Genomic DNA, 13,889 nt, shown 5'->3' with positions numbered 1-13,889 from the left:
GTCCCCCAACGACGTCGCCCATCGGAAGGACTTCCGCCGTCAATGTCGATCGTCGCAGAGCAGTACGAACTTGTCATCGGTGTCGACACGCACCCCGCAAACCACGCAATATCGGTCGTCACCGACTCGACCGGCGCTGCAGTCGACGAAGCGAGCTTCCCGGCCAGCGCGGCCGGATCGGATCGGGCCCGAACATGGATCACACGTCGGGCCGGTGAACACACCACCCTTGTGGTCATCGAGGGCATCGGCTCGTACGGCGCCGGCCTTGCCACGCGCCTCCTCGCAGCGGGGCTGCCTGTGGTGGAGCCCTCCGCGATGGCGGCCGCCGATCGGCGCGGCACCGGCAAGACCGACAAGCTCGACGCCGTCCGCATAGCCAGATCGGTGTTGCCGGTCGACGTCAGTCGACTGCGCCGACCGCGCGATGGCGGGCCCCGAGTCGCGATGCGTGTTCTCCTGATCGCACGCGAACAGATGACCAGCGAACGTACCCGCACCATCAATGCGTTGACCGCACTGGTTCGTACCGTGGAGCTCGGTATCGACGCACGGAAACCGTTGACAGGCAAGCAGATCGAAATCATGGCGGCTTGGCGTACACGCCCCTGCGACGATGCCGCCACCCGAACCTGCCGGGCCGAGGCGGTACGGCTGGCCACCGGGATCAGGGCGCTGGACATCGAGCTGCGCGACAACCGCAAAACCCTCGATACGCTCCTCGAAACCACCGCACCGGACCTGACCGCGACGCCCGGCGTCGGGGCCGTCGTCGCCGCCTCCGTCTGATCGCCTGGTCGCATCCAGGGCGAGTACGGTCCGAGGCTGCCTTCGCAGCCCTCGCCGGAACCTGCCCGGTCCCAGCATCATCGGGAAACACCGTGCGCCACAGGCTCAACCGCGGCGGCGACCGCCACCTGAACCGAGCACTAACAACCATCGTTATCGTGCGGATGCGCATCGATCCCGCCACCCGCGCCTACGTCACCCGCCGACGAGCCCAGGGCCGCACGACCAAGGAAATCATGCGCAGCCTGAAACGCTACATCTCCAGGCAACTCTTCCGGATCCTCACAGACCGATCCTGGCAGGAGCAACGGGATGCCTTTCAAACCATAGCGCGAATCGCCAAGGTCGCTCTGACCTGACCCCGTGATTTCGGTGAGGGCGTGTGAGAGCCTTGCAGCCCGCGTGGCGGGCAGGAAGGCTCGATAGCCTTGGCGACACGCAAGAGGCATACCCCTGAGCAGGTCGTGCGCAAGCTGGCCGAGGCCGATCGACTGCTGGGCGAGGGCAAAGAGGTCGCCGATGTGTGCCGTGCCCTGCAGATCACCGAAGCCACCTACTACCGATGGCGCAACCAGTTCGGTGGTCTCAAGGCCGACGACGCCAAGCGACTCAAGGACCTCGAACGCGAAAACTCCACCCTGAAACCGCTTCTCGCGGAGGCGGAGCTGGAGAAGGCCGCATTGAAGGAGATCGCCAATGACTGGAAACTTCTGAACCCGGAACGCCAGGCGGGCGGCCGTGGCGCACTTGATGCGCGTGCTGCAAGTCAGCGAACGGTTTGCCTGCCGGGTGACCGGGCAGCGCCGAAGTACCCAACGCCGAGCCCTGCCCGCACAGACCGCCGCAGATCCCGATGCGGCGCTTCGCAATTGGTTACGTGACTGGGCCCGCGCCCATCCACGACAGGGTTTCCGCCGCGCCTATCACGATGCTCGCGCCGAGGGCTGGACGGTCAACCACAAGAAGATCCAACGCCTGTGGCGCGAGGAAGGACTGCGGGTGCCACAGCGGCGGCGACGCAAACGAATCGGTGCCTCCACAGTCACCACCACCACCGCAGATGCACCGAACCTCATGTGGGCGAACGACTTTCAGTTCGATGCCACCGAAGGTGGGCGCCCGGTCAAGATCGTCTCGATCGTCGACGAGCACACCCATGAATGCCTCGGTGGTCTGGTCGAACGCTCGATCACCGCCGATCGCTCATCGACGAGCTCGACCGGATTGCCGTCGACCGCGGCTATCCCGCAGTCCTGCGCTGCGACAACGGACCCGAACTGGCCTGCGCGGCTATAGCCGACTGAGCCGGTGAGCGGGTCGGTCTGGCGTTCATCCCACCCGGCCAGCCCTGGCGAAACGGCTACATCGAATCGTTCAACGCTCCGCCTGCGCGACGAATGCCTCAAGCGCAACAGCTTCTGATCCCTCACCCAGGCCCGCGTCGTGATCAGCGACTGGAAGAACGAATGCAACCACCGCCGAAGACATTCCGCACTGGGCTACCAAACCTCAGCCGGATACGCTGCAGTCTGCATCCACCGATAACCGGCTCTCACACTTGGACCGAACTCTGGGGTCCCGTCAGCCCCAGCGGCGGACGATCCGGCCGAGCATGAGAGCAGCGACCTTCGAGCCGACTCCGACACACGTCGAACGGTGAGAAGCTATGGTTTGCGGAAAGCCGCACCGGCAGAGAGGAAGTGGTCATGATCGGCAAGGAGGTGTGCTGTGCTGAGTAAGCAGAATAGGTTCCGATTGACCGCTCAACCAGGCGCGGGTAAAAGCACTCTCGCCCGTGTAATCGGTGATGAATACCCATCGGATCAGAAACCTGTGACATTCGACGCGGACGCATTCCGCTCGTTCTACCCGGGATACGAGGAAATCAAAGCACACAACTCACGGCAGGACGAGGACGCGATCGTCCTGGCGGATGCCCGCAGATGGTTCGAGATGACTTTCGACTATCTCACAGACATGGGCGCGAACGTCATCGCCGAAACCGGACTGCGTCCGGAAGTTACCGACCGCTACCTCAACGTGCTCACCACGGAAAAAGATTCTCCGAAACTGGGAACCAATCAGCCGCAGCTGCCGTCAAGCCCTGTGACAAAACAAGTTTCGGGTCTGCGAGGGTCCGGAACTGCGCTGCAGCTGTTCACAGTTCAGAATACGGGGGAACACGTCATGAACCTTTTCCGCACGGTCGGGTCTGCCCGCGCAGGCGACTCTTCTCGGCCGCTCTGCCGGATTCAGTGAATGGACCCACGACCGCACTCGCCATCGCGGAAAGAAGTATGCGACATCGGTTTTTCCGACTGACCGCGGCGCTGACCGGATCCGGGCAGCCACGTCGAGGCCGGCGGGCAGATTCGGTCGAACGCTTCTCTTCGCAGTGACCTTGACGATCGCTTTGATCACGAGCGTGCTGGCCTCCGGTACCGCACAAGCTTCGTATCAGCCGTGCACCAATTACAGGGTCACGACTCAATGGGGCAGAGTCGAAGTCGACACCAGGCCGGCGGATGGGGACTCCATCAGCAACGTTGCATGGGCCATGTTCCTCAACAACATCGCCGACATCCCCGGTAGGTATGACTACCAGGTATTGGTCAACGGCAAGTCCATCCTGACGGATACGATCCAGAAGGAGGACAACCTGCACATCACGATCCCCCGGTATCAAATGGGGCATTACGTTTACGAGTCAGGGGACGAAATCCATGTAATCGCCTCGCACGCCGCCGGCAAAGTCCTCTACGTGATCCCATCAACCGTTGCACGGTCCCCTATTCGGCAGGATAGCTACATGGATCAGGAGATATCGAGGCGCGGCGCCGACCTGCTGGCGAGCGACATCGAGTCGGCTCTCGGTTTGGAGGTACACATCGACGAGACGATCCCCGAGCGTCTCCGCCGACAACCTTCCCCACCGTCATGGTGGATCGAATTCACCATCCCGGCCTTGAACGTCCTGGTTGGCTGTACCCCCGGCGAGCACACCCCCAGCGGTGTGGCGTGCGAACTCGCCCGGCGCATTCACGACGATGTCCTTTCCCGCAGCGGAAAGGTCTGGCCTGCCGACCCCGAGGGTGGGGACCAGCCGTTGCTCCCAACCTACGACGGGTGGCACGGGCCGGGCGGCTTGATACCGTACGGGCAGGTCAAGGCGGCGAAGGATCCTGATCCGAACCTCGACGGCGTGGTCCGATGGTGGCTGCCCCACAGCTACGACGGCCTCATCGCCAGCCACTCCGGCGACGACGTATGGTTCTCCATCTGGCATTACCAGGGCGACGTGCAACGCATCACGCCGGGCTCGCCGGTGACATGGCTCATCAGCGAAGGTCGACACGGAAAGTACCGCAAGGCAAGCGAAGTCCGGCCAGCTCAGCCGTAACCGATTGGACCGGCTCACCGACGGACAGTAGATCGCCGAGCAGCAGCGCTGTGCCGTGCTCACCCCCGCTAAACGCGCCGCCGAAATCGCGGCGGGACCGCTTCGGCCACCCTCGGGACGCGGCAGTCGCGACCGACGCACCGCCGAACCCGACCATCTACGCACGCCGCCGCCGTTGCCGTACGAACCGCCGAGCCGGGACCTGGCTACGGCCGGTCCCCAGGTGGTGTCGGGGGTTGAGGCTGGCCGCTGCGTGACCCGGACCGCCGTGACGACTGATCAGCGGGGCATCCGGCCGGACAGCCCGTAGGATCGTCATACCCTGCCGCTGTCGATAGTGCGAGTCCACCGCTCGACCTCACCGAAGGTGTCGTGCTCGACCAGCTTTCCGGCGACCAGCAGCGCCAACGATGCCCGCGGACCTGTTCCGGCCTCCGGCTCGCCTAGCAACGGCCCCTCGGGCCGCCAGACAGGGCCCGACAGGTAGCTGCGAATTTGTCATGTATTTTATAAACGCGTTCTCCAAAGTTTATAGATCCACCGGGTAGAATGAGAAATTACGGCCACCGTAAGCGGCCCGAGAGACGCGAGTAGTTTCGATCTCAACTCAACGATATGGGGATTGTTGTGCGCAAATTTCGGATAACCTTCGTTGCAATAGCGCTGGCTGTCGCAGCTTTCGTCGGCGACAGTGGAGTCAGTTGAGCTGAGGATTACTGCGACGACGGGTTTCGTAAACTGAATTACGAATGTACGCTCATATACAACAAAGGAAGGTACCAAAGTTATGGCGAAATGCCGTGAGGCAGCTCAGCAATGGTATGCGGACTGTGTTTCACGGACCTGCCGACCCGATGCCGCACATTTCGATCTATCAGGGGCTACACTCGGCCGGTACGATCTGCCAACGGCCACAATCGGCCGACAAAGCCGCTGACAGCGACAAGGAGACCATGTCTAACCTCGGCATGGGCAGCGACATCGGGGATCCGATGGCTGCACGTGAGTTGGAGAGCGATACGGGCCGCATCCTGGTTGAGATCGGGGCTCCACGGAGAATGCCTGATAATCGCCCGGCTCGCTGGATGTGTGGGCTGCGAATCACCGGCCTGAAGCAGGAACCTGTGGTGGTGTGGGCTCCGGGTGAGGACTCGATGTTCGCATTGATTCAAGCTTTGCGAATCGCTGGTGACCAGCTCAATAATGCGGGTGTTCATCTGACTCATTTCGGAAGTGAGAACTTGATGATGCCGACAACGCAACCCGATGGAAATATCATGATTGAGCGGATCACAGAAGAAGAACTCGCGGCTGTCCTGGGACCGGCGGACGCGGCTGATTTGATGCATAAAATGGATTCACTCAACAAAGGAACGGAGTAGCTACCCGAGTCCTCGCTGCATGACCCGCGATATCAACCGCCCGCTTCACACAACGGAATGCCTGTCTCTGTCTCGATGGCCAACGTGTTCCTCTTCCGGTCCCAGACTATTCGACGCCCGACCGTCCGCTGTGGCGACGTGCGGCGGATCGGTGTCGGCCTGGAAGTGTTGCGGGGTTGGCCAAGGTAAGCCAGAAACCGGCAACGAGATGATCTTGAGCCGGGTGTCCGGTAGCGAGCCCGTGTAGCGCCTGGTCAGTGGCTGTGCGCCTATGCCTGCGCGGTGGCCAGCTCGTCGTGCTCGCGGAGCATGCGCAGGACGGTGGCCGGTGATGGGTGCCGGCCTTTCTTCTTGCCCTTGGTGATAACCAGGCGCGCGGCGATGTCGCGCAGGCTGTGGTTCTGCTCGCGCAGGTGGAGGGCGAGGGTGAGCATGGCGTCGTCGGTGACGGCGACGACGCCGATGTTCTTGCCGCGGGCGCGGCTGGACAGGTTGCTGCACCGGTCGGTCGTGATCAACCTCGACGGCGAGTCCTACCGCCTGCGCGTCTGTCGAGTCAGACCGTGAACGGAGACCAGGCGGTGGACATATCGCGAGCAAGTCAGCCACACCGGCGACAGACAGTTGACGAGTCACCCCGCCCGGTCACCTGCGGGACGTTACGGGGTAGCGAACCCCGACCACGAACCGCTGCGTATAGATAAGTCGACAGTTGATTACGCGAGGTCACCAGTGTCGACCCTCATCGACTGGGGCCGTTACGCCGAACTCTACGACTACGACGCCGACAACGACGAAATCACCGCCGACCCCGCTTCCGAAGAATTCGCCCTCGCCTGCTCGGAGCGAACCTCGGCGACTGGTCCGCCTCCCCCACCGCCGACCACGGCCTCGGTGCAGGCACGGCCCTCACCAGCGTTGTTTTTCTGGCCGCGATCCTCGGGGCCTTGCCGCGCTTGTAGACGATGCGATACCCGAACGCCTCTTTCCCATGCGGCTTACCGTCGAGAAACTTCTGTTTGAACTACTGCATCGAATCGAAACGATTCTGTTCGGGCTGAAACTCGTTGTCGACCGCTTCTTGCGCCAGAATCCGGCGATCCCGCGGACTATTCCATGTCATAGAGCTGCCCGCCCGAATACCAGAACACACCAACTTCGCGCACATCTCCAGCAATAACGCGAAATCCAGCAACTGACGATTCGCCCGCAACGAGGACCACGTCACCAGCACCCACCGCTTGCCCTCCGGCGCGGGCTCGGCCAGACCGGCTACCAGATCCTTGTAGCCGGGGCGCTGCAGGCCGTGTGCCGTGTAGCGCCGATATCGGTATCAGCGGTAACACGCAGGTTCTCCCACCCGAACCGCGCGCACTCCCCGCGCCCTGACTTCACCTGTTGCGGCACCGACAGACCCTTGTTATTGGATTGGGAATTCCGGCCATCGATCCACGGGTCAGATCGGGAAAATCCTTGGGATTCAACGGCATACGACCAGCGTACGCCGCAGGCACCCCTAACTGAAGTTCTCCACGATCAACCGACCGTTCGTTCCAGCCAAGTGAGCTACATGAATCGGTAGCCATACCCCTTATGGTTGCAGCGTCCGGTCCGTACACCCGATACAGGCGGGATGATCTGCGGCGATGCTGAAATCGTTGCCCACTCTCATTGGTGGGGAGGATCCCGCTGGAGTAACATTCGGCGCCTGACTTAAGGTTAGGGGGGATGGAATCGGCTGGATCAGGTCGAGTTCGAGATATTGCGGAAACCATGAATGCGAATAGGAAATCTGGTGCGCCATAAGTGCGTGTCTGTCGGTATGTCGAGCGCGCGTGCCGATGCGTACAGCTAGCACCACATGGACGGAACTATCACCATGCTGGATGTTGAGCCGAAGGCATCGCAACATGTCGGCATCCGTACATTGCGGCTTATCGCAATCAGGACACTACGAAGAGTCTTTGTAGCAAGCAGGCGACAGCGCGGCTGATAGCGGTGGGCTGCTTCTGCAAGGTGTAGTTCTAAGGCTCGTGAATGTGGATGCTAACCGGGCCAATGAATATTCTGTCAGTGGGATTACTGCGAGGAAAAAGGTTAATGCCACTGGTCGCTCAAGATGTGTCCGGCAATTTGCCCGCAATGCGATGATCGACAGGGTCGATCCGACGGTTGAAGCATCAATTGACAGTAAGGAAGTTGTTGAGGGGCTGAAAGGCATCGAGCAGTCGTCAGGAAGCATAAGAATCGGGCCAATCGCCCGCTGACGCTAGGGTGAATCTCGCAAGGGTATTGAGATGGATACAGTTCGTACAAGTAGGGTTCGTGGAGTAGGACAGCCACCAATGCCGCGCCGAGAGTTTGCGGTGCGATTCGGTGCGCTCTACTCGGCGGGTGGCAGTCCCCCGCTTCGGATGCTCGCCGAGCAGCCGCGTAACCGTGCCCGCACTCCGAAAAGCTCTGATCGCCCGGTATTCGTGACGGCGCAGCGGATCAGCGATTGGAAAGCGGGGAGAAATGTGCCGCCTCGATTCGAGGCGCTACTCCCGGTACTGGTCGTTCTCATGGCGGGATACCGCCGACGCAAAACCGATGAGAATCCACATGATCCGACCAGTTCATCGCGCACGGGACCGCAAACAAGAACGAGAACCTGCAGGTTCTCATGTTTGATTGCGTTTTCTCGCCAATGTCGCGCCGATCTTGCGCTCGCGCAAAGTCTATGCGAATGCGATGGCATGTCCACCAAACGGCCGTGTTGGACCGACACGTCGTCCCTACCACCGAGGTGATCGAAATGCGCTTGTCAGACATCTCTGCGACTGAAATCGAGCAGATGACCATGGCGGAGAGGGGGCGACTAATGCAATATGTACAAGTCAAGGTGCGGCAGGAAATTCCGGACTGTCGGCCACCATTCGCCGCTATTGAATCTACCCTCGAATTCTTCGATCTCCGCGGCTGGGGACAACCTGGTACCTGGATCTCTGTGGTCGACTCGCATGTGCTGGCAGCCGTTGTGCATAGCGTCTGCGCGATGTCGGATGCGACGGGCGATACCAGCGGCAATCCGGCTGTGCTGGCCTGGACCGAGTATCTGAATCGGCTACGTACAGATCCTCATTGGCAACACACGAACCGCGATGACCATGATTCGGCGTGGGCACACGCCGAGCATGTGGCAACGGAATACGGGCGCGGACAAGCGGAGGCTTTGGGGATCAAGCATGACGAAGTGCAATTCCGTTGGTATCTGTTGTCGAGCATGTATCGATCATGGATGGTTGAACCGCCCCGACTTTCTGGCCGCTTCCTTCTTTGTGAAGGATGTGGGCCATGCCCAAGCGTTATCCGATCGAGCAGCGTGAGCGTGCGGTGAAGATGGTGCTGGAGCGACTCGACGGGTATCCGTCGGCGTATGCCGCCTGCCAGGCGCTCGCTCCGAAGCTCGGCATCCACGCCGAGACCCTGCGTGTCTGGGTGAAGCAGGCCCAGATCGACACCGGGAAGGCTCCCGGGGTGACGAGCGCCGAGCAGGTGCGGATCAAGGAGCTCGAACGAGAAGTCCGAGATCTGAAGGAGGCCAACGAGATTCTGAAAGCGGCCTCGATTTTCTTCGCGCGGGAGATCGACCCGCGCCGCCGTTGATCTGTGAGTTCATCGATCAGATGCGTGCTGTGGGTTACCGGGTCGATCCGATCTGTCGCGTGCTCACCGAGCAGGGCGTGCAGGTCGCCGGACGCACCTATCGGAACTGGAAGACCGCGCCTGCGTCGGCGCGGACGGTAACCGACGCGCTGCTGACCGACGCGCTGCTGGCCACCGTCGGCACTCCCGAAGGATTGTATGGGCGCCGCAAGATGACCCCGTTTCTGCGTCGTCAGGGCCACAGGGTCGGGATCGGCACCGTCGACCGGCTCATGCGTGACGAAGGCCTGTCGGGCGTGGTCCGCGGTGGCAAACACCGCACCACAATCGCAGGGAAAGGCGCCGGGCATCGCCGAGCCCCGGACCTTCTCGACCGCGACTTCACCGCGCCCGAGCCAAATCGCAAGTGGGTCACCGATTTTACTTACGTGCCCACCTGGACCGGGTTCGTATATGTGGCGTTCGTCATCGACTGCTTCTCCCGCTCCATCGTGGGCTGGCAGGCGGCCACGATCAAGGACACCGCGATGGTTGCAGCCGCGCTGAAGATGGCGCTGTGGCGACGAGACCACGACGGTCACGCTGTGCCCGAAGGGTTGATACATCACAGCGACGCCGGGTCGCAATATACTGCGATAGCCTTCGCGGAAACACTTGTCACCGAAGGCATCTCGGCCTCGATCGGCAGTGTAGGCGATGCCTATGACAATGCCCTGGCCGAGTCCACGATCGGATTGTTCAAAACCGAAGCCGTCGCCGGGGATAGTCCGTTTCTCGCTGGGCCGTTGCGGTCCCTCGACGACGTCGAGTACGCGACGATGGAATGGGTCGACTGGTACAACAATCGGCGGTTGCACAGCCTGCTCGGGCACGTCCCACCCGCCGAGTACGAGACCGCCTATTACGCTCGACAACAGCCATCCCAGCCGGTGGTAACTCAACCATGAAGCCGGCCGGAAAGTCGGGGCGGTTCAGGTCGACCCACCGTCGTGGTGGTTGCTGCGTGTCACGCATCTCCCGATCGTCTCCTGGTACACCGACGTGACCAGGCGAGCTCCGGTGCGGTGTGGCGCCGAACTCGCATGGGGCATAGCGGCGCTCGATCCGACGGCGATCGCCGGATCGTTGGTGCGGATGACAGGCGCATGCCTGCTCGATTCCCTCAGCTCAGTTGCGGCGCCGAAGAAGCTGGCGCTGCACGGGAAAGCGCAACGTCCGAGAGGAAGCCTGGCGCAGAGTCGATGAAAGAAATCTCAGCGAATCCTCAGTTCGTCGCAGCCATGGCCGCAAAGTCCGGCGAGTACCTACACTGGTCAGTCATATCGCGGGCGCGAACGGATCGTTGCGTTGAGTGGTGCAACCGGCGTAGGCAAGACCTCGTTGCTCCAGGCCGGCTTGGTTCCTATCCTGGAGGCGCGTCGTGGGCGTGGGGACCGTCGTACTCGGTGCGGATCCGTTGGAATCCCTTACGGATGGTCTCCAACTTGTCGAGTTCGTCAGCCGTGCCGGAGGGCAACCCACCGCTCAGCGCCTGATAATCATCGACCGAATTGAGCGGTTTTTCGCCGCGAGTGCGGACGACGACACTCGGCAGTCCTTTGGAGCTTGATCGCTATTGCCATCGCCAATGCCGACGGCGCACCCATGGCGGCGAGGAAGAAAACCGCGGATAACGCGAACCAGGGCAAGGAGACGTCCCGGTTCGGCTCACGGAACGCCGCGACGACGGCAAGGGCCGTGACAAGAAGCGGGATGGCCTTGATCCAGACGTCCGGTGGGACGCTGGCTGGGTTCGGGCACCAGAGCTCCGCGCGAGATCAGTGGTGTGGGTTTGCTCGATCGTCGCCGATCCGAATACCGGTACCACGCCCGATGATGCGATGCCGACGCCGGTGTAATGGTCCGCGCTGTAGACGGTTTGGACTCCCATAGCACGGATAGCAGAGACGCTCTGGACCCAGTCGATCCGGCCACAGGTAGGGCATGAGATGTCGATGTCCATGAGCAGGTCCCCTCCCGACGGTGTTACGCCGCGGTGAGGTCTGCTGCGCAAACGCCGCTGCTGGTATCCGGCGTTTCGGTGGATGATCTCGAAAAGATTCAGCCCCCTGGATAGGCCGTTGCCGAGTAGCGATGCCAGGATCATGTTGGATTGATGGTGTATTCGGTTCCACAGCAAGACCTTTCGTTGATGCGCAGACGTCGTTGCCGTCGTGTTGGTCTGTGGTTGCCGCAGATAGGCCTAATGATCGCGCGCAGACAACTGGGCGTCTGATACGGGGCTCTGTGTTAAGTCGAGAAGATCACGGGTGTTGAACGGTGCTGACGGGCCGATAGGACTGTCAGCACCGTTCTGTTGCTGGTCGTCATTGAAGGTACTCGTCATGTGGAGGTTGAAAAGCGCTCGTGTCCCAAGAGTTTTGGGCTCTACGAGATCGGTGGTCCGGAATATTCTCGTGGGAAACCGCAGGAGAGGAAGATGTCCGCCGCGCCGAAGTGGTCGCTGGTTTGCACACTCATCGAGAACGGTTCGCCGGTCGTCGGTTCCCGCCAGTGCAAGAGGACGCCGGGCGGACGGCTGTAGGCGACTGCCATCGTGTTCTCCCAGTGCTGGTTGAAGTCGGGGTTCTGGCGCAATCGCTCGAGGAGTTGTGTAGCTCGGGGGGATTTGCGGTGACGTCCCAGTACCGCACGCGCGGTGGCGACGATATGGGGCGCTTCGCGGTTCCATTCGACGACCACTTCCTGAGCTGCGGGACTGAAATACCAGCTCAGGACGTTACCGCCACCCTGATGGAGTCCAGGGAAGGTATGCAACGCGGATGGGTTGGCGGCCAGGACATCCCAGATGTGGTCGATGAATATCGCTCGTACGCCAGTGCGTTCGTGATAGTCCAGGACATCGAGTTCCCCCGAGGTGATCAGGCGGGTTCGGAGTGCGTCCAGATGAGCGAGATCGACTGCGGGTGCCCACAGTTCGAGGAGATGTCGTTGCTGCATGTCGTCGAGTTGGTAGGCGTTGCTGATGCAGTGAACAACCGTCCGATCGGGTGAGAACCGCTGGTTCTCGATCGTTCTGAGGTAGGAAAGGCTGATCTTGGCGCGCTGCGCCGCCTGCTCCTGGGTGAGGCCTCGATGCCTCCGCACATCCCGAACCCAGTCGAAGAAGTCCGGCATCTGCGCTTGGGGCGGCGCCCCTACGTCCCGTCGGCGTGGTCCGGTTCCATCCGGTCCATGCCCTGAATTCGTGCTCATTTGACGCCCCCTCCCATGGGTGTCTTCCGCCGCGCTATCGCCGACAGATACGATAAAGAGTTGCCCCCGAGACGATCTAGGACTACCACGACTCATTCCATCCGGCAACATTGAATACGCCACCCGATTGCGGCAGATTCGCCTCCCGCGTACCGATCGCGTGCTGTCTACCGAATAAACAGGTGATTCCGGGAGATGTGCCGATAAATCTCACTAACAATCGGCGTTGTTGTTTGCTGGAGTTTGCGCAGGTGAGGTAACTGAGCGGAACCGGCAATGCGCTCATCGAGCGCCTCGCCGAGTTCGCGGAGTTCGCGGTCGTGCGGGCGCGGCGGCCCATTTGCCCGACACAGGACCGCCGCGGAGCCGTCCCCGGACAGCCTTGGATCAGGGATGCGGCAGCAGCGACAGGACGATGTTGATGACGTTACCCAGCGCCGCGGTGCCGTTCGCGGCGAGAGCGGAGCCACTGTTGAGTAAGTTCAGGATGCCGGCCATATTTGGTCCTTCCGTTTGCGATGTGCGCCTATCGCACACCAAATTCATTGCAGTGCTGACGAACGCACCAATCTTCGTCGCGTGAGAACAAGGGCCGCATGCGGATGACTGTCCACACACGAACTCTCGAACACCTTCCGCCTAGGCTGTCTTGGACATCTGATTCCTCTCTGACGGTCAATCGGCCGAAATGATGTTGAGTGACCGATGCGCGACAGGCAACCAGTGGACATCGTTATCGTGTCAAAAGTCCTGCTCTGGGTGGTGAATTCGATGTCCGAACCGGACATGATTTGGAGCGGCTCGACATGAGTCCACTACGCCCCGGTCGATCTTGCCGCCGGTGATCATCGTGATGGCTTGCTGCCCGCGTAAGGCGTGCACCGCGCCAGTCGCTCCGCACAACACACCGCGTATCCCGAGCACTGCCATTAGTCCAACAACCGCCGCGGCCTCGACCGGATCACCAACGGCACTGCTGATCAACGGGATTTCTTGCTCAATCCAGCGATCGTGCACCAGGACGGCACGGTCAGCGAAAGAGACTGCCTCGTGTTCAGTTGAATTTGACCGACCAGGGGCAGTCCCCAGTCGATATCGTGCGAAAGTGAGAATCAACGGTCGAACCGTCATCGCCTCGGCCATGGTATGAGGCTCTGCGATCACCTGGCGTCGCCGCCTTGAGCGACTGCGGCGATGACACGTCCATGAATAGCTCCTTGTTACGGTGCAAGCCACTCCTCAGTCCATCGGCGTCAATCGAGTGCGTTATGTCTATCGACCGCTCGACAGACCTGCGGCGATGTCAGAATGTTGCAGGTGATCCGAGTTCACACCAGACCATCGTTCGGTGCCCGGTATGGTATCGACCCCAATCAACAACCACACAACCCGCGGCAGCTTGACCGAATTCAGGG

11 protein-coding genes and 3 pseudogenes are annotated in these 13,889 nt (G+C 61.2%); 10 read left to right on the top strand and 4 right to left on the bottom strand.

Annotation, left to right across the window (positions count from 1 at the left end; genetic code table 11):
* The first annotated feature begins 42 nt into the window (after positions 1–42).
* From ACQP1G_RS17560 to ACQP1G_RS17545, 4 genes and pseudogenes are all read left to right on the top strand, one after another.
* Positions 43–1,148: pseudogene (locus ACQP1G_RS17560) on the top strand (IS110 family transposase).
* Positions 1,149–1,217: 69 nt separating this feature from the next.
* Positions 1,218–2,334: pseudogene (locus tag ACQP1G_RS17555) on the top strand (IS3 family transposase).
* 183 nt (positions 2,335–2,517) lie between these two features.
* Entirely contained in the window at positions 2,518–3,048 is a 531-nt protein-coding gene (locus ACQP1G_RS17550) for a zeta toxin family protein (protein ID WP_433205184.1), read from the top strand.
* Between the two features lie 136 nt (positions 3,049–3,184).
* Positions 3,185–4,189, top strand: a complete 1,005-nt coding sequence (locus ACQP1G_RS17545) for a hypothetical protein (RefSeq protein WP_433205181.1) — start codon at positions 3,185–3,187, stop codon at positions 4,187–4,189.
* A 315-nt stretch (positions 4,190–4,504) separates the two neighbouring features.
* On the opposite strand, the gene ACQP1G_RS17540 is transcribed toward ACQP1G_RS17545, so the two are convergent.
* Positions 4,505–4,639, bottom strand: coding sequence for a hypothetical protein (locus tag ACQP1G_RS17540; protein WP_433205178.1), 135 nt, complete (start codon positions 4,637–4,639; stop codon positions 4,505–4,507).
* A 404-nt stretch (positions 4,640–5,043) separates the two neighbouring features.
* Here ACQP1G_RS17540 and ACQP1G_RS17535 point away from each other — a divergent pair, with 404 nt between their 5' ends.
* Positions 5,044–5,571, top strand: coding sequence for a DUF6968 family protein (locus tag ACQP1G_RS17535; protein WP_433205175.1), 528 nt, complete (start codon positions 5,044–5,046; stop codon positions 5,569–5,571).
* Positions 5,572–5,840: 269 nt separating this feature from the next.
* Here ACQP1G_RS17535 and ACQP1G_RS17530 read toward each other — a convergent pair whose 3' ends face one another.
* Positions 5,841–6,005, bottom strand: coding sequence for a hypothetical protein (locus tag ACQP1G_RS17530; protein ID WP_433205172.1), 165 nt, complete (start codon positions 6,003–6,005; stop codon positions 5,841–5,843).
* 43 nt (positions 6,006–6,048) lie between these two features.
* On the opposite strand from ACQP1G_RS17530, the pseudogene ACQP1G_RS17525 reads away from it, so the two are divergent.
* The 5 genes and pseudogenes from ACQP1G_RS17525 to ACQP1G_RS17505 all read left to right on the top strand — a co-directional run.
* Positions 6,049–6,117: pseudogene (locus ACQP1G_RS17525) on the top strand (ATP-binding protein); the annotation flags it as partial.
* A 1,487-nt stretch (positions 6,118–7,604) separates the two neighbouring features.
* Positions 7,605–7,838 carry a hypothetical protein gene (locus tag ACQP1G_RS17520; protein WP_433205169.1) on the top strand — a complete coding sequence of 78 codons (234 nt, stop codon included), beginning with the start codon at positions 7,605–7,607 and terminating at the stop codon, positions 7,836–7,838.
* 530 nt (positions 7,839–8,368) lie between these two features.
* Positions 8,369–8,950, top strand: coding sequence for a hypothetical protein (locus tag ACQP1G_RS17515; RefSeq protein ID WP_433205166.1), 582 nt, complete (start codon positions 8,369–8,371; stop codon positions 8,948–8,950).
* A protein-coding gene (locus ACQP1G_RS17510) for an IS3 family transposase (RefSeq protein ID WP_433191780.1) occupies positions 8,908–10,166 on the top strand; the annotation gives its coding sequence in 2 pieces (ribosomal slippage) (positions 8,908–9,181 and positions 9,181–10,166; 1,260 coding nt in all). Before ACQP1G_RS17515 ends, ACQP1G_RS17510 begins: the two co-directional genes overlap by 43 nt.
* A 313-nt stretch (positions 10,167–10,479) precedes the next feature.
* Positions 10,480–10,773, top strand: coding sequence for a hypothetical protein (locus ACQP1G_RS17505; RefSeq protein ID WP_433208604.1), 294 nt, complete (start codon positions 10,480–10,482; stop codon positions 10,771–10,773).
* A gap of 873 nt (positions 10,774–11,646) precedes the next feature.
* Here ACQP1G_RS17505 and ACQP1G_RS17500 read toward each other — a convergent pair.
* Both ACQP1G_RS17500 and ACQP1G_RS17495 read right to left on the bottom strand, forming a co-directional pair.
* Complete coding sequence (locus tag ACQP1G_RS17500; protein WP_433205163.1) at positions 11,647–12,474, bottom strand: helix-turn-helix domain-containing protein; 828 nt, start codon at positions 12,472–12,474, stop codon at positions 11,647–11,649.
* Between the two features lie 741 nt (positions 12,475–13,215).
* On the bottom strand, positions 13,216–13,617 hold the full coding sequence (locus tag ACQP1G_RS17495) for a hypothetical protein (RefSeq protein ID WP_433205160.1): 402 nt from the start codon (positions 13,615–13,617) through the stop codon (positions 13,216–13,218).
* Positions 13,618–13,889: the final 272 nt, after the last annotated feature.

The sequence above is a fragment of the Nocardia sp. CA-107356 genome (assembly GCF_050946365.1).
In the GTDB taxonomy this organism is placed as follows: Bacteria; Actinomycetota; Actinomycetes; order Mycobacteriales; family Mycobacteriaceae; genus Nocardia.
This window is presented reverse-complemented; position numbering and strand designations above follow the sequence as displayed.

Bases quoted from the DNA above. Each gene is read 5' to 3' on its own strand.
- ACQP1G_RS17535 (WP_433205175.1), top strand. From the start codon at position 5,044: ATGCCGCACATTTCGATCTATCAGGGGCTACACTCGGCCGGTACGATC.
- ACQP1G_RS17530 (WP_433205172.1), bottom strand. From the start codon at position 6,005: ATGCTCACCCTCGCCCTCCACCTGCGCGAGCAGAACCACAGCCTGCGC.
- ACQP1G_RS17515 (WP_433205166.1), top strand. From the start codon at position 8,369: ATGCGCTTGTCAGACATCTCTGCGACTGAAATCGAGCAGATGACCATG.
- ACQP1G_RS17500 (WP_433205163.1), bottom strand. From the start codon at position 12,474: ATGAGCACGAATTCAGGGCATGGACCGGATGGAACCGGACCACGCCGA.
- ACQP1G_RS17495 (WP_433205160.1), bottom strand. From the start codon at position 13,617: ATGGCCGAGGCGATGACGGTTCGACCGTTGATTCTCACTTTCGCACGA.